This window comes from Arthrobacter sp. AFG20 (genome assembly GCF_002892795.1).
Classification (GTDB): domain Bacteria; phylum Actinomycetota; class Actinomycetes; order Actinomycetales; family Micrococcaceae; genus Arthrobacter.
This window is the reverse complement of sequence record NZ_PJMC01000002.1, coordinates 338,099-352,805: the sequence shown is the minus strand read 5'-3', so window position 1 is coordinate 352,805 and position 14,707 is coordinate 338,099. Positions and strand designations below refer to the sequence as shown.

The 14,707-nt window shown below is 63.4% G+C and carries 14 protein-coding genes; 11 read left to right on the top strand and 3 right to left on the bottom strand.

The features are described 5' to 3' along the window. Positions 1-7: 7 nt before the first annotated feature. From CXZ05_RS03510 to CXZ05_RS03470, 11 genes are all read left to right on the top strand, one after another. Positions 8-943: a sensor histidine kinase gene (locus tag CXZ05_RS03510; RefSeq protein WP_146033044.1), complete on the top strand. Its 936-nt coding sequence runs from the start codon at positions 8-10 to the stop codon at positions 941-943. Then, positions 940-1,596, top strand: coding sequence for a response regulator transcription factor (locus CXZ05_RS03505; protein WP_102971218.1), 657 nt, complete (start codon positions 940-942; stop codon positions 1,594-1,596). The genes CXZ05_RS03510 and CXZ05_RS03505 overlap by 4 nt, the downstream gene beginning before the upstream one ends. 86 nt (positions 1,597-1,682) lie before the next feature. After that, complete coding sequence (locus tag CXZ05_RS03500; protein WP_102971217.1) at positions 1,683-2,552, top strand: hypothetical protein; 870 nt, start codon at positions 1,683-1,685, stop codon at positions 2,550-2,552. A gap of 624 nt (positions 2,553-3,176) precedes the next feature. Further along, positions 3,177-3,410, top strand: coding sequence for a hypothetical protein (locus CXZ05_RS22990; RefSeq protein WP_180987255.1), 234 nt, complete (start codon positions 3,177-3,179; stop codon positions 3,408-3,410). A 656-nt stretch (positions 3,411-4,066) separates the two neighbouring features. Continuing rightward, positions 4,067-4,228, top strand: coding sequence for a hypothetical protein (locus CXZ05_RS22985; RefSeq protein WP_180987254.1), 162 nt, complete (start codon positions 4,067-4,069; stop codon positions 4,226-4,228). Between the two features lie 801 nt (positions 4,229-5,029). Then, positions 5,030-5,188, top strand: a complete 159-nt coding sequence (locus CXZ05_RS22980; protein WP_180987253.1) for a hypothetical protein — start codon at positions 5,030-5,032, stop codon at positions 5,186-5,188. Positions 5,189-5,334: 146 nt separating this feature from the next. Next, the gene (locus CXZ05_RS03490) at positions 5,335-5,898 is read left to right on the top strand and encodes a hypothetical protein (RefSeq protein WP_258006423.1); all 564 of its coding nucleotides are present in this window, start codon (positions 5,335-5,337) and stop codon (positions 5,896-5,898) included. 115 nt (positions 5,899-6,013) lie between these two features. Next, positions 6,014-6,490: a hypothetical protein gene (locus tag CXZ05_RS03485; protein WP_102971216.1), complete on the top strand. Its 477-nt coding sequence runs from the start codon at positions 6,014-6,016 to the stop codon at positions 6,488-6,490. A gap of 25 nt (positions 6,491-6,515) precedes the next feature. Then, positions 6,516-8,342 carry a glycoside hydrolase family 15 protein gene (locus CXZ05_RS03480; RefSeq protein ID WP_102971215.1) on the top strand — a complete coding sequence of 609 codons (1,827 nt, stop codon included), beginning with the start codon at positions 6,516-6,518 and terminating at the stop codon, positions 8,340-8,342. 271 nt (positions 8,343-8,613) lie between these two features. After that, complete coding sequence (locus tag CXZ05_RS03475) at positions 8,614-9,189, top strand: hypothetical protein (protein WP_102971214.1); 576 nt, start codon at positions 8,614-8,616, stop codon at positions 9,187-9,189. A gap of 2 nt (positions 9,190-9,191) precedes the next feature. Next, on the top strand, positions 9,192-9,770 hold the full coding sequence (locus tag CXZ05_RS03470; RefSeq protein WP_102971213.1) for a hypothetical protein: 579 nt from the start codon (positions 9,192-9,194) through the stop codon (positions 9,768-9,770). 462 nt (positions 9,771-10,232) lie between these two features. On the opposite strand, the gene CXZ05_RS22975 is transcribed toward CXZ05_RS03470, so the two are convergent. From CXZ05_RS22975 to CXZ05_RS03460, 3 genes are all read right to left on the bottom strand, one after another. After that, complete coding sequence (locus CXZ05_RS22975) at positions 10,233-10,385, bottom strand: hypothetical protein (protein WP_174182301.1); 153 nt, start codon at positions 10,383-10,385, stop codon at positions 10,233-10,235. 1,610 nt (positions 10,386-11,995) lie between these two features. Next, on the bottom strand, positions 11,996-13,060 hold the full coding sequence (locus tag CXZ05_RS03465) for an IS110 family transposase (protein ID WP_102971212.1): 1,065 nt from the start codon (positions 13,058-13,060) through the stop codon (positions 11,996-11,998). 483 nt (positions 13,061-13,543) lie between these two features. Continuing rightward, positions 13,544-14,569: a DUF4192 domain-containing protein gene (locus CXZ05_RS03460; RefSeq protein WP_102971211.1), complete on the bottom strand. Its 1,026-nt coding sequence runs from the start codon at positions 14,567-14,569 to the stop codon at positions 13,544-13,546. Between the last annotated feature and the right edge of the window lie 138 nt (positions 14,570-14,707).

Genomic DNA, 14,707 nt, shown 5'->3' with positions numbered 1-14,707 from the left:
AGCGGTAGTGTCCGCCGCCCTTACGACGGTGAACTGGTTCTCTGATCAGACTTGGATCAATTTCGTCTTTGGCAATCAGATTTATGGCCGGGGAACGCTTCGCACTGCGGCGTATGCCTTCCTGATCTTCGGGGCTTTCGCTGCGTTGAATCTTGCCGCATGGGCAGCTGGCCATGCCATGAACAATGCCTCAAGGAGCCGGAAAGCGCAGCTTGCGGCGGAGTCCCGATTGCGGGAGGCCGCTACTGAACTTGTCATGGAAAGGGAGCGCAACCGGATCGCGAGGGAACTTCACGATGTCCTGGCCCATTCACTGACCGTAGTCGTGGCCCAGGCTGACGGCATCCGCTTCATCCATCGCACCGAACCAGATTCAGTCGAGGACGCAGCAAGGATCATCGCCGATTCGGCCAGGTCCGCCCTTGTGGAAACTCGCCGATTAATCGAAGGCTTCGCCACAGACCTCAACCCTGAGCCAGGCCAACGCACAGAGGACGTAACCGCGCTGGCAGCCCGGCTGACCTCCAGCGGCATGCCTGTCGACATTGAGACATCCGGCTCACCGTGGGAAATGTCGCCAATGCAGCATCTGACGATCTACCGGCTGGCGCAGGAGAGCCTGACCAACGCCTTCAAACACGCAGATCGGGCGAAGGGAGCGCACCTTGCCTTCTTGTGGCGGCCGGATTCTGTTGAACTTCGGGTCCGCTCCTCGCTCCTGACACACGCCGCCCCTCAGAGCAAGAGCGGCAGCTTTACTATGGGCCGCGGGTTGGCGGGGATGAAGGCCCGCGCCGCGGCTTCGGGCGGCTGGATGGAGACAATCCGAGGCGAAGCGACCTTTGAGGTGCTGGCTTTCCTCCCCGCGGCGGAGCAACCGGGCTCCCGAGCGGTAGACGGGCAGGTTTCCGTTGGCCGTCCTATGGAGGGAGTGGGGGCATGATGAGCGGACCGATACGCGTTGTCCTGGCCGATGACCAGCCCCTGTTCAGCGCCGGGCTGCAAATGATCCTTCGCAGCCAGGCCGATATCGAATACGCAGGGGACGCCGTCAACGGGGAAGCCGCAGTTGCACTGGTCCAGGAAACGGAGCCGGATGTAGTCCTCATGGATATCCGCATGCCGGTCATGGATGGCATCACGGCCACCAGGAAGATCATGGACGCCTCGACGATGAGATCCCCCAAGGTCATTGTTCTGACCACCATTCAGCACGATGAAGCGGTGGTCAGGGCCATCCAAGCGGGCGCGGCCGGCTTCCTGACCAAAGACACGACTCCTGACTTCCTGCTGGCCGCGATCCGGACAGTGCACTCGGGCCATTCGGTCATGGCACCGGCCCTCACCAACGAACTTCTCCGCGACTACACCACGCCCGGGCCCGTGAATGACACGGTATTGGATGATCTTTCCGGTCGTGAGCGTGACGTCTTCCTGCTCGCCGCCAAAGGCTTGGGAAACGCCGACATCGCCGGTGAGCTGTTTCTCAGTGAAGCCACTGTGAAGTCCCATGTCGGCAGCATTCTCGGAAAACTCAAGCTCAAGAACCGGATCCAACTCGTGGCCTTCGCCTACCAAAACCACCTTCTGCGCTAAACAGCAGCGAAAACGCACCGTCCAGACAGGCCTCCACACCAGCAGAGGCCCGCCACAGCATTGCCCAAAATAATCTAAGGAGCATCATGAAACGAAAGATCGTCGGGGCAGCAGTCCTCGCTACGGGAGCAGCGGCAGCCCTGGCCGCGGCGTCCATCCCGGGCGCTCCCATTACCGCCTCACCCGAACCGATCTCTGGAGTAGTCCGCCAGGCCGAGGCCTATGCCCAAGCGGATCCCACAGCAGAGGCAGGAATGCGTGAGGTCATCCGTGCGTGCATGGCCGCCCACGGCATCGATTACACGCCACCGAAGAGCAACCAGACGCTGGACCTCAATGCAGCCATCGGATTCCCGCGGCTGACTGTCGTAGCAGCCAAAACCGGCGGATATGGCACCCCCGGATCGGGGGAACCGGCGCCGGATTCGGCCGAGGGCCAGCTCTTTGCCGACCCCGCCTTCGTCAAAGCCCTTAACGGACCGGCGGGCACGGCGCCCGTGACCACAGGGCAAGGCACGGGAACGCTGGCAGGAGGGTGCCGGGGGCAAGGAATGACCAAGGTCTATGGCAGCGCCGAAAATTACATGCTTTCAACGGGCATCGCCTACAACTCCTTCTTCCCCGCAACCTTGTCCGCTTCCGGAGACTCCGGACTGACCAAGGCAGTCGAGGCTTGGCACACCTGCATGAAGGAAACTGCCTACCCGTCCTTTACCAACCCGCAGCAAGCAGCAGATGCAGGAAAAGCCGCCGGCGGCCAGGAAGAGATCAGGATCGCCGTGACGGACGCGGTTTGCCGTGATCAAACGAATTTCCACTCCAGCGTTGATGGCGTTCTGGACAAATACGTCACCACCCGGATGCAGGAACTCGCCCCGCAAATCGAACAAGTCACCCGGATCCGCAAAGCCGCAGCAGCAAACGCCGCACTGGTGACCGCCTCAGCACCAAAATAACCACGACACCCAAGCCACCAGCGGCAGCCTGTCAGAATTCGGGGGTGACAGGCTGCCGCCGGCCTTCCGTGCCGACCACAGCACGGTCGGCAGGCTGACAAAAGAGCTGGCTGGTTTGTAGCGGAATCGGTCGTATTCAACCTGCCTATGGGAGCACGGCGGTCTGCTGGCGTAGCCTGCGTACGAATGCACCGACCGGGCCTTGGAAATCTTCCCGAACAAGCGGGGTGAGTGGGTGGGGTATCCGTCCGGAGCAAGGCGGGCCTATCCGCCCGCCCCCGACGTGGAGGCCGTGACCCTCGACATGCTGGCCTTCGCCACGCTACTGAGGCTCATCGGCCTGCCCGAGTTGTCCCGGAAATATGAGTCGGCATATAAAAGAGTTCCAGCCACGCCACGTCATCAAAGCAGCCGCAAGCAGTACATCTAATCGGCCCGCGGCGTAGCGGCATTGCTGATTAAGGGTCGTTGCCCGGACCGGTACGCAGATGCGATGACTGGTTCGAGTTCGTCGATCACGGTATGGTTCCCGGGGAGAACCACATGGGCGAGAAATTCCGATTCGATCGTAGCAACCCCGGCTGCCACCGCTGCGAGTTTGGCGTCTGTCGATAGGGCGAAGGCATGCCAAAACCTGCGGGCATCGAGCTCCAGGTCTTTAGCTGTAACTTCTCGGCGATGGACTTCAGCGACGTCACCCGGGACAGCAGGGATTCCGTCGAGCTGCGGCAAAGAGATGACAATGCGGAACTGCCTTCCGCAGGCACTGAACGCGATGGCGCTGAGGTGTCCGCGTTGACTGAAACGAACATCCGTCGCCCCAAAGTCAAGGAGCGCCCGCTCGACATGTTCCCGTGACGCCCCAACCGTAATTGAGTCACCACGCGTGTAAAAACTCCGAGAATCAAAAGTTGCCATCGTCCAACTATGCGCCCCCATGCCGCCCTTCGACTGCTTCAGCGCATCGGCCGTGATGAACAAAGCTACGGGAACGATTTTCTTGGGGAGCTCTAGGTGCAAAGGGGTCCGCCGGGCTCGCTTCCAGCTTTGAACGCTCCGTCGTGTCCAGGGTCTCGGCACACGCTCTTGATCGGACTTCGCGGTCGCTGCAGACACGTTGGCAGGCCCCTGACCTGCAGCGTTACTGGCTCTCACCACCATGTAGCAGAGTCACCGCGCCATCCACGAGCGCTTACTAACTCTAGCCAGTACCCCTGATAGGCAGCGGGCTGGCTATTTACGGTTAACGCGCCCATGCTGGTCAAGAGCAGAGCGATGAATCGGTCAAGCCAACGGCCCCTGAATCGTGAACCTCAGGCGCTGATTAACGACCAGTTCACAGTTCCCTGTCAGAGCCGTTACGCAGTCAGCGGCTCTGACGGACTACGTCGCAGCCGTGGCAGCGACCTTTCTCGAGAATCAACGTATTCGCGGACGGCCTGCGCACCGGAGTCGTCCCTCCTGACCTGCGCGCCGCCCTGCACAGGGCCGCTGCACTCATCCCCGGCGCCACGATGGCGGACAAGCAGGCAACAGTCGACGGCAGGACGGGCATTGTCATCGGTATTCCCACTTCTGACGGAGTAGCGAGGCGCGACATCATCATCGATCCCACCTCGGGACTGGTGATCGGGGAACAGGACATACTGCTGAAGGACTATCCCGGCTCGGGGTAGCCCCATCCGGGACGGATCAATAGTATGAGGCGTGGCCGCGCTGATTAGAGGTTCAGAGTTGAGCAGGCGCATAACGGTTGTCCTGCTCGGGTTCTCTCTCCTTGCTACAGCTTGCGCCCCAATGGGGCCTGTAGCCCCGGGTGGGGAAGCTGTCCATCCGCCCACCCGTGAGCCGACGCCGTCTGCTGACCCGCCGGTCAGCCCCGAGGCCTCGCCGGCGGACGGAGCTATCGCCCACGCGGCCAGCACACTGAGCCGGGAGCTGGCAGGGGATGCTCGGTTCGCCTCAGTTGAAGTGGTGGAGGGGAACCGGGTCATCGTTCGCTGGCATGGCCCGGTGGACTCGAAGCTACGAGACCTGCTGGCCCAGTTTCCGAACGTGGATGTTTCAGTCGAGGCAGCCACCTGCTCTCCCGGCAAACTCAGGGATTTTGCCAGTGAACTGTTGGCCTCAGACCCTGGTGTGAACATCGCTTCGGTATCGCCCGATGGATCGCACCTGACGCTCACACTCGATGAATCAGTCAGAGAAACGGCGGACGTTGCCAGCTTGGAGCGCAGGTACTCAGAGGCAGTCGGCTGCCCGGTCAAAGTGCAGTTTGGGGATATTGTCCCTGCCCAGGGTTGAACCGCCTAGGCGCAAGACGCCCCGTCAGAGATTCCGGCGGCAGCTGACCCACCGGCTTAAGGGCGTGCCGTTGGCCCCGTGCTTCGCGGATTGCGCAGGAACCAGGAGCGCGCACGGCGCAGTGCGAGATAGAGTCTCTTGACAGCCCGGGACGATGCTTCAGTGCCGACATCTTGGAACGACCCCATCCCGCCTCGGTAGAGACTGCCGAGGGCATCTGCGGCGGCCCCACGCAGAACGCGCCGGTCAGTGACGCCGAGGAACTCTCCGTCGAGCCAGTCGGCAGCGTGGTTCCGCTGCTTGTCCTGCTCCGATCGGGCGACGGCACGTAGCTCTGCAGTTGCGGCGACTATCTCGTCCCGGACAGCTTCGACGGTTCGTGGCTTGCGGCTCATAGAAGAATCCTACGTAGAGCCGCCACTGCCCGTGCACGGTGAAGCGCCGGTATCACGCCGGAACCCGGCTGTACGCTGGGAAAATGTCCACCGCGCTCATCCTGAAGCTCACCATTGCGACATTCGCGACGCTGTTGATTGCAGCCCTTGCCTGGTGGGCGCGGAAGCACCCCAACCGGTCCAAAGAGTACCCGGAACAGGTTCGCATGCCCAAGGCGGTGCCGTTTGTCGGTTGGCTTTTCCTGAGCGTGGGGCTCCTCATGGGACTGTTCGCCTTCGCCTCGGCCCGCGCCCCTCTCGGAGCCCGTATCGCTTCGGTGGCGATCGTCCTGGGCGGGATGGCATTCCTGGCGATGTACCGCAACTTTTACGTGGCGCCGCGCGCCTATGAGGTGGCCTTCCGCAACGTGCTCGGCAAGGAACATGTCCTGCCTTACAGCGAGATCTCGCAGTACCGTGTGCGGGTGATGAAAGGCCAGCCCTACTTGACGGTCAAGTCCATCCACGGTGTGAAGCTCAGCCTGAACATCAGGGCTTACGACGTGACGCCCCTACTGCAGGCCATTGACTTCCATGAGGCCACAGGCCGCTGGCCCGGCCGCGCCGAAGTCAGCGCAGAAGACGTCGGTAAATGGCGTCCGGGCTGAGGCCCTTGCCCACCGTTCAGCCCTGACTCTAAAATTAAGTAACCTAGTTTTAGAAGGTGCGTCATGAAAGCGGTACACCCGCAAACAACGCCCACGCAGCGGGACGGCGGCTGAGATGGACTGGCAAGGTTGGGCGCTGTTCGGACTGCTGGCCACCACGGCGCTGACCGCGGTGATGATTGCCTTCCAGATGGCCGGCTGGACCCGGCTCGACCTGCCCCTGGTCCTGGGCAGCCTGGTCACTGCGGATCCGGACAAGGCGCGGATCGCCGGCTTCTTCATCCACCTCGCGGCAGGGCAGGTCTTCGCTCTGGGCTACGCGGCGGTGTTTGCGCTGCTGGGCCACGCAACGTGGTGGATCGGCGCCCTGCTGGGACTCCTGCATGTCGCCGTCGCCCTGACCGTCATCCTGCCACTGCTGCCCGGCGTCCATCCCAGAATGGCCAGCACCAGGGCAGGTCCGGCCAGCCGGGCAGCACTCGAACCGCCGGGCCTGCTGGGCCTGAACTACGGAATCCAGACGCCGGCGGTGGCCGTGGCGGCCCACCTGGTCTACGGCTCCCTGCTCGGGCTGCTCCTCACGGCCGGCTGACAAGTAGAGAGAAGGTGGACGCACTATGGAAGCCGGGCACTCCCCCCTTGCGGACTACGGCCTGCTGGGGGACACCCGCACGGCCGCCCTGGTCTCTGCCGACGGCGGCGTCGACTGGCTTTGCGCGCCCACCTTCGACGGCGATCCCGTCTTCGGCGCTTTGCTCGGCGGCCCGGACGCGGGCACCTTCCGCGCCGGCCCCGCCCGGGCCGCCAAGCGAATCGCCCGCCGCTACCGGCCGCACACCGCCACGCTCGAAACGGTCTGGGCCACCAGCGGCGGCACGCTGACACTCACCGAGGCGATGGTGGCGGAAGTATCGGGCCGCCTGCTGCCCACGACCCTCCTCATCCGGCGGCTGGAGGCCGACGGCGCTCCGGCGGAGGCCGCCGTCGAACTTAACCCCCGCTTCGGCGAGCGCCACCTGCGGCCCCGCGTCCGGCAGGACCGGCACCTGGTCTGCGAATGGGGCGCCCTGGCGATGTCGCTCGGCATCAGCGGCGGGCTGCGGGTGGAACCGGGTACGACGACGACAATCACCGTTGAGCCCGGCCGTCCCGTGGTGATGGTGCTCGCCCTGACGTACACGGAACCGCTGGTCTGGGTCGATCCCGAAACCGCGTGGGACCTGGTGGAGGCCGACGAAGCCCGCTGGCGGGACTGGGCGTCAGGCATCAGCGAGGACGTCCCGTTCCGCGAAGCAGTCCTGCGGAGCCTGCTGACGCTGAAGCTGCTGACCTACTCCCCCTCGGGCGCGCCCGTCGCGGCGCCCACCACGTCCCTGCCGGAGGACCCGGGCGGCATCCGGAACTGGGATTACCGGTACGCCTGGCCGCGCGACGCCAGCATCGGCATCGCCGCCTTCCTCGGCCTGGGCAAAGACGCCGAGGCCCTGAACTTCCTGAACTGGCTGCTGCATGCGAGCAGGCTGCAGCGGCCCCGGCTGCCGGCGCTGCTGACGCTGACCGGAGGGCATGTTCCCCGCGAGCGCACTATGGAGGGCTGGCCTGGCTACGCGGGCAGCGCTCCGGTGCGGGTGGGCAACGGCGCCGCGCACCAGCATCAGCTCGACGGCTACGGCTGGGTCCTTGACGCCGCATGGAACCTCGTCCGGCAGGGGCACCGGCTCAATTCGGAGACGTGGCGGGCCATGCGCAGCTTTACCGATCTCGTGGCGCGGCGCTGGCCGGAGCCCGATGCCGGTATCTGGGAAATCCGGGCTGACGCGGCGCACCATGTGCATTCCAAGATCATGGGCTGGCTGGCCCTGGACCGGGCGCTGCGGATCGCCCGGAGCCACCGCATCAGTACCCGGCGGCGGCGCCGCTGGGAAGGCGCGCGGGAAGCGCTCGCCGCCGACATCAGGACCCACGGATTCGATGCCGCGAAGAACACCTACACCCGCTCGTACGGCTCGGGGGATCTCGATTCCGCCCTGCTGATCCTGCCTGTGACCGGCTTCGAGTCACCGGACTCGGACCGCCTGCGGGGCACGGTGGATGCGGTGTGGTCGGAGCTTTCGGCCGGCTACCCCTTCCTGTACCGCTACCCGCCGGGCCAGGACGGGCTGCCAGGTGATGAGGGAGCTTTTCTGCCCTGTTCGTTCTGGCTCGCCCAGGCCCTCGCTCTCACGGGACGGGCAGCAGAGGCTGCGGAATTGTTCGGGGCCCTTCTTGAGCACGCAAGCCCGCTGGGTTTGTTCAGCGAGGAGATCGATCCCGGCTCCGGGGACCTGCTCGGCAACTATCCGCAGGCACTGACGCACGCTGCGCTGGTCCAGGCAGCGCTGGCCCTCCGCGACGTTCTGCTGGTTGAGCCTGCTGAGGCCGAGAGGGCCGAACCCGCTGGTTGAGCGGCCGCAACCCGCCCCGCAGACAACGCCGGTCCCTCGCTCTACAATGAGCACTCACAGGCAGGTGCGCAGGCGCTCCTGCTTCGTTCATGGCGGCGTAAGGCTGCCTTGGACGGATCATGAATGGGGACGATTGATCATGAGTGACGGCGCACCTGACTCCGGATCAGAACCCCATGCCCTCCCGCCGCGAAAGCCGCCGGCTCCCCCGCGTATCGGTACACCAAAGGAAAGTTCGACGGCGGCCAACAGGCCACCTGTCCAGCCCACCATGGCGGTGGCCAGCCGGGAGGAAGGTCCGGCGCTCGACAACTACGGACAGTTCATCGCGCGGCTGGACGCAGCGGCCGGCAAGCTCACTCCCCGGCGGGATGCCCTGGCCACGGCCCTCGGCGCTGCGGAACTGCTCGTCACCCAGAACCAGACCGGGCTCGAGCTGTGGCGTCAGCGTCTCTCGCTCATCAGTCAGCTCCTCGCCCGGCACAGCGGAACGCATGAGGCGCGCAGATACAGCACCCTGAGGGAACTTCATGACGTTGCGGCCAAGATGGAGCGGATGTTCACCAGCCGCGTACAGCGCGTGCAGGGGGTGTGCCGCGCGATCCGTGCCCGCCGGGACCAGATCAACGCATCGCTGTTTGAGCTGGAGAAGAGCAGAGTCAAGCTGACGTCGTCGCGGATGCTCGCGCTGGAGCGGGAGAATCTGCGGAAGGTCGCCGACGATCTTGCCGTCTCCCCGGAGGGAACCAGCCTCGGTTTCCCGGATCCCGGCCTTCGGGAAAGCCTTCGCGAAGCGCGGGAAGCAATCATTCTGGCCGAAGCCCTGCTGGAAGTGAAAGGGAACTGATCATGCCAACTCCACGGACCGAGTCCCGGGAAGTCTGCAGCTTCACCTCCGGGCAATGGACGGGCAAGCCGGGCGAGGAAGCGGGCGCCGCGTTCGGCCGGTTTTCCGTCGTCGGGTTCGTTGTGTGCCTGATTTTGATGCTCTTTGTGCCCGGCCTTCGGGACGTCGGCGCCACCATGCTGTTTGTCGCGCTCTTCGCCACCGCCTTCACGGCGCTTGCCATCCGGGCCAAGAGTTCGAGCGAGCGGGCGTTCCTGCAGCGCCTGACCGGGACCGTCAATGACGTGATTCTGGAACTTACGGCGGACCGGACCCAACAGCTTTCGGCTGACGGGCTCCGCTCACTGCTCCTCGACGGCGGGAGCCTGCCGCTGTCCGTGAACGGGGTTTCCGGCCTGCACCTGAAAGTCATCCCGCAGCGCTCATCGAAGGCGAAGCAGGATGCCAAGCCAAAAGCTGATGCAGTCATCACGACGCGGATCGTCATCGCCGCCACCCCACCAGATTACGGCATCCGCAGCTTCGACCGGCTCCTGGAGACCGCGACCACCGATCCCGGTTTCAATTCGGCCGCCTCGTAACGCACGCGGCCCGGCAGGCCCCGACGCTTCTATGTCTGTCAAGCGGCTGGGAACGGGTGCGGGCGCGGACCAATTTGGTGCCGGGGGCGGTTCAGGTGACCGGCCAGCGTCCCCTCTCCCCCCGTTGTTTTGGCTGCTGGCGAAGCTTGCGGAGCTGTGGCCGACGGAGGCCTGTCTACCCGCAGGGCAAGGGGCGGGAAATTCCCGGAGGAAATCAGCGACGAAGGAGCGCCGCAGGGAAATGCATGCACCGCAGGCCCCGACGAAGGAGGGGCTAGACGGGCCGGAGCGGACACGTACAATCCGTCAGGACAGCAGCCAAAACTGAAAAGCGCTTCTACAGCCCGAGCGAAGCGAGGCCCTTTTCAGGGTTTAAAGGGCTGAGGCCGGCCCCTTGGGGCCGGCCTCAGTTTTCCCTCAGCAAAAGGAAAATTAGGGCTGCAGCGTCATCGCTGCAGCAACTTACAGGTCCAGCGGGGATTTCTCCCAGGAGATATCAACGATCGGGGCGCCTGGCTGCGGCATGGTCAACATCGAGAGCTCGAGAACGTCCTGGGCATGGGTGGCATCGGCAGGGGCTGCGTCATCGTCCGTCAGGATGTACTCGTGGCTCATGTGCTGCCCCTCAGGCTCTTAGTGGATCGTGTTCCTTTCCACTGTAGCCCCGCGTCCGGCCGATGCCCGCTTGTGGTGCTGCGCCCGCGGCAGCGTGATCGGCGGCCGGAGGAGATGTTCCTATAGACAAGACCAAACGCGGAATGAGTCTCGATCAAACAATTTATGGGCGAAGCCTAACTCCCGCCTTATTGATTCCGGCCAACCGATGCAGCGATTTGGATGGGGTCCGGGAGAGATCGTCCTGCTGGTCATGTTCACGGCAATGGTGCAGACGCTCGTGCTTTTATGCGCACTATGAAGCCACCGTGCACTTGACTTGTGTTTCCTGGCACGATGCGTATTGTTCGGCTTGTCAGCGAACACCATTTCCAGGGGGAAAAATGAGACTGAAATCGTCTGTACGTAAAATCGCGACCAGCATCGGTATGGCAGTTTGCTTACTGAGCGGAGGTCTACTGTCCGCCGCTCCCGCGCAAGCAAACACTTGGCTCCCGTATGAAGTTAATTGGTTCTATAGCTACGAAACCTGCGCCTCACGCGGGCAATCCCTTGTCAGGTCTCAGCCTGATGTAAACAATTGGCTTTGCCAACGCGGAACGCAGGCCGGTAAGTGGACTCTGTACCTTGAGTTCATCGACGATTTCGGTTGCCGCTTTGATCCCACAGCCACCAGCACGGGAACTAAAGCTGCAGATTCCTTAGCACCGGCAGGCTGCTAGCCCCGCATCGGATGCCGGCGTCAGCCGGCATCCGATCCGTCTACCACTATCTAAGGATGACCGTGACACAGCGTCCTCTAAGAATGAATGACTCAGTGACGACAGTGGGCCAACTGGACCTTAGCCAGAGGAGGCCAGCCTTGTTTGCCTTGCCGCCACATCCAGACGAATCTAACGGAAGCATCAACACAAATTACCCACGCGTCCTGCTCGAGGACCCCGAATCAGTCTTGACGCGATTCAGCCACGAGTCGGTGATCAGCATTGAAGGTACTTGGGCCCGAGAAAGTATTCGTATTGTCGGTGGCAACTTAGCCAGGCCGGCCACCAGCGCGGTGACGCCTCTCATAAATCTGCTTCGAATGCACGAACCCCTTACCGGTTGGTTGCCCAGTAAAGGTTCTCGGGCTGAACTTGACCGGGAACAAATGCCTAGGCTTTTTGATGACGGCACCGTTCTGTGGCGGGTGGACGTACCAGTCAATACGCAGGCAAATGAGCCGACGACTTGCACCTACGTCTTGGCATCCGACGCAGAACGAGCCAGAAAAATTCTGGGCCCTCTATACAGCCACTCCCTCGTCGTCCAGGCAAGCTCCTACTCAAGGGACCAAATAGACCGAGCCCAGGCTTCGCTCGCGCAGGCCCGCTGGTTTTTCTACGCAGCTGGACAAGGGCTCAGCTCAACAGGAGACATCGAGATTAGAGTTCATGTCCCGCATTTGACCACTGAGCTAGTGCGATGGGCGGAATCACAACCGGAGGGGCTAATTGCCTTGCGACCTTGGATACGCTTGCCGGAAGTAGCCTAGATACTTTCCGCGAGTCCACCTAGAACGACACCACGAGTGCAGGCAATGCGGACGCCTTCCACGACTGGCCCAGAGCTTAGCTAGCTCGAGACAGATCTTTTTTGAGGCTGTAGTAAATTTCCCGGGCTATGAAACGTTTGAGGCAGCGGATGGCCTCGGCTGATGAATGCCCTTGTGCCCTCTTGCGGTCTCGGTAGGCCTGGGATCTTGGGTCGTATCGCAGGCGGCAGATAGCAATGAGGTAGATGACCCTGTTGGCTTGGCGGTTACCTCCCCGGTGCAGCCGCATGCGGTGCGATTTCCCGGACGAGACGGGGATGGGTGCAACGCCGCAGAGCCGGGCGAAAGCAGCTTCGCTGCGGAAGCGCTCGAAGTTCTCGCCGGCGGTGATGAGTAGTTGGGCAACACTGACGGGACCTATCTGGGGCAATGCCATAGTGTTGGGTGCCACGGCGGAGACCAGCTGGGTCAGGTGCTTGTCTACCTCGTTGATTTCGGCCGTGAGCTCGTGAACGCGGCGGCCGAGCTCTCGGAGAGCGTATTTCACTGCTTGCTCGGGTTCATGAATCCGGCTCAGGTCCGGCCGCAGGGCGCGGGCTTGCGTCGCTTTGCCTTCAAGGGTCTTGGCGGTCAATCTGGTCCTGAGGTGGTCCGGTGCGGTGAGCAGAACGTCGCGCAGCTGGACACATGCCGCGCTGCGGGCCTTGACCGCAGAGTCTCTAACCAAGTGAAGATTGCGGATGGCTTCCACCGCTCCGGTGGTGTCTTTGGCCGGATCTGAGCACTCTCCAGAGAGAACCTTACGAGCGGCCGCCTCAGCGTCCACGGCGTCACTCTTTCCCACGCGGTGGCGAACCTGGGAGTGGCCCTTGTTGACCTCTACTACATCGATTCCTGCGGCGAGGAGATGCCTGGTCAACCCTGCGCCGTAGGATCCGGTGCATTCGACGCCGAAGGCGTTGATGATACCGAAGCTTGCGGCCCAGTCGAGCAGTTCACGGTATCCGTCCAGCCCAGCGGCGAATTTTCGGTCACCTAGCAGTCGCCCGTCCTGGTCCACTGCCGCCGCGTGGTGGACCAGTTGGTGAGTGTCCACTCCGATAGTTACGGCCCGGATTGGGTGTGTCGTTGTGAGTGTCATGCCTGCTCATTCCTGTCGAGGTTGAGAGTGGCGAGCACGATTGACCGGGCCGGGCGGACAAAGCACTGAAAAGCTAAGCTGCACGTTCCTATCAAGTCACGACTCCGTCCGGCCCGGTCGCCCTAGGTGAGTGACAGGGAAGTGGAGCCGACAGATCTCCGCGTAGACAGCATCCGCGCCTTGCTGCGAATCGTCACGAAGCGGGCAAGTCAGGAACCACTCCCCTGCCACGGTCTTATCTTGGCCAGTGCGTTCCCCTTGCTAACTGCGACGCGCTGATGCATGCCAAAAGTGGGTAGCTGGAGAGCCGGGCTGACAGATCTCCTCCTAGACAGATCACACAACATTCACATCAATCGTCACGCAGCGGGTAGGTCAAGAACGGCTCCCCTGCCGTGTCCTATTCTCCTCAGTGCGCATGCGGGGGAGGCCGCCGCCGCACCCAAGGGGCCGGACCGCCTTCCCGGTCCGGCCCCGTTGTTCTTAGCGGTGCCGCTTATAGGCGGTTGCCTGGTTCTTCGCGACCGGGGCGATGGTTCCCCGGCTCACCAGCTGGTCCATCAGTTCGGCGAGCCTGTAGCCCGGTGTATCAGCCAGAGCAAGCTTGAAGTGGTCCGCAGCTACCGACGACTGACCCTTGAGGTATGCCAGCCATCCGATCAAGGTCAGCAGGGGCGCCCGGTAGCCTTCCGGCGCGGCGTCGATGAGGTCCCGGGCTGTTTCCTGCGCCTGGTCCACGCGGTTCCAGTTCGGGGCGATACCCTCCCCCATGAGCAGATTCCCGCTGTCCTCGGCGTCCGGCAGCTCCGGGTCGATGACGTTGCAAAACAATGTGTCGCGCAGGTCCGGGCGCTGGAAGCATGCCAGCAGCTCCACCGTTGTCTGCGGATCCGTCCAGCCGTCCCGGGTCAGGGCCTCGGCCCACAGTTCCCGGCCCGGATGCAGTTCCGCGCCGAGCACTCCCGGGAGCGCGTGGCGGATCTGTTCCTCCCTGTCTGCTGGGCCTGCGAACGGCGCATAGCTGGTGCCGGGCGTCTTTTGGTAGCTGCTGCCACGGAACACCAGTTCCGCGTTCAGTTGCCCGTCGGTGATGGATTCGAGCGGTTCGGGCGGGCAGCACCCGGCGTCGCTGTCGCACAGCAGGTTTTGCCAGTGCGACGGGGTGACCAGCCACGCGTCCTGCAGCGGGGTACCCTCGCTGTCCAGCGCTTCAATGACGGCCTCGACGTGGTCGTGGAAGGGGCGGGGCTGGCCGAGGGCGGGGGTGCTGGCCGTGTAGATGGCCAGCAGCACCGCGGTGGCCTGTGTGTCCAGTGCGAGGTAGTCCACCATGGAGCGGGCGAAACCGGCGGGTTCGGCGGCCACGGGGGCGTCGACGCGGAGTGTCGCGCCCAGCGTCTTGCCCCGCATGGTCAGGAACACGAAGGATTCCCGCGGTACGAACCCGAGGGAGTGCGGGATGAAACCGAGGATGTCGGCGGGGCTGGAGATGCGGATTGCGTCGTTCATGTTGAAAGTCCTTTGCTGAGGATTCGGTGGGCGGGGCGGCTTAGGTGACCGGCCAGCGTCCCCTCTCCCCCCCGTTGTTTTGGCTGCTGGCGAAGCTTGCGGAGCTGTGGCCGACGGAGGCCTGTCTACCCGTAAGGG

Excerpts from the sequence above, each read along its gene's own strand:
- CXZ05_RS03505 (WP_102971218.1), top strand. The coding sequence starts at position 940 with ATGATGAGCGGACCGATACGCGTTGTCCTGGCCGATGACCAGCCCCTG.
- CXZ05_RS03500 (WP_102971217.1), top strand. The coding sequence starts at position 1,683 with ATGAAACGAAAGATCGTCGGGGCAGCAGTCCTCGCTACGGGAGCAGCG.
- CXZ05_RS22990 (WP_180987255.1), top strand. The coding sequence starts at position 3,177 with ATGCCAAAACCTGCGGGCATCGAGCTCCAGGTCTTTAGCTGTAACTTC.
- CXZ05_RS22985 (WP_180987254.1), top strand. The coding sequence starts at position 4,067 with ATGGCGGACAAGCAGGCAACAGTCGACGGCAGGACGGGCATTGTCATC.
- CXZ05_RS03490 (WP_258006423.1), top strand. The coding sequence starts at position 5,335 with ATGTCCACCGCGCTCATCCTGAAGCTCACCATTGCGACATTCGCGACG.
- CXZ05_RS03485 (WP_102971216.1), top strand. The coding sequence starts at position 6,014 with ATGGACTGGCAAGGTTGGGCGCTGTTCGGACTGCTGGCCACCACGGCG.
- CXZ05_RS03480 (WP_102971215.1), top strand. The coding sequence starts at position 6,516 with ATGGAAGCCGGGCACTCCCCCCTTGCGGACTACGGCCTGCTGGGGGAC.
- CXZ05_RS03475 (WP_102971214.1), top strand. The coding sequence starts at position 8,614 with ATGGCGGTGGCCAGCCGGGAGGAAGGTCCGGCGCTCGACAACTACGGA.
- CXZ05_RS03470 (WP_102971213.1), top strand. The coding sequence starts at position 9,192 with ATGCCAACTCCACGGACCGAGTCCCGGGAAGTCTGCAGCTTCACCTCC.
- CXZ05_RS22975 (WP_174182301.1), bottom strand. The coding sequence starts at position 10,385 with ATGAGCCACGAGTACATCCTGACGGACGATGACGCAGCCCCTGCCGAT.
- CXZ05_RS03465 (WP_102971212.1), bottom strand. The coding sequence starts at position 13,060 with ATGACACTCACAACGACACACCCAATCCGGGCCGTAACTATCGGAGTG.
- CXZ05_RS03460 (WP_102971211.1), bottom strand. The coding sequence starts at position 14,569 with ATGAACGACGCAATCCGCATCTCCAGCCCCGCCGACATCCTCGGTTTC.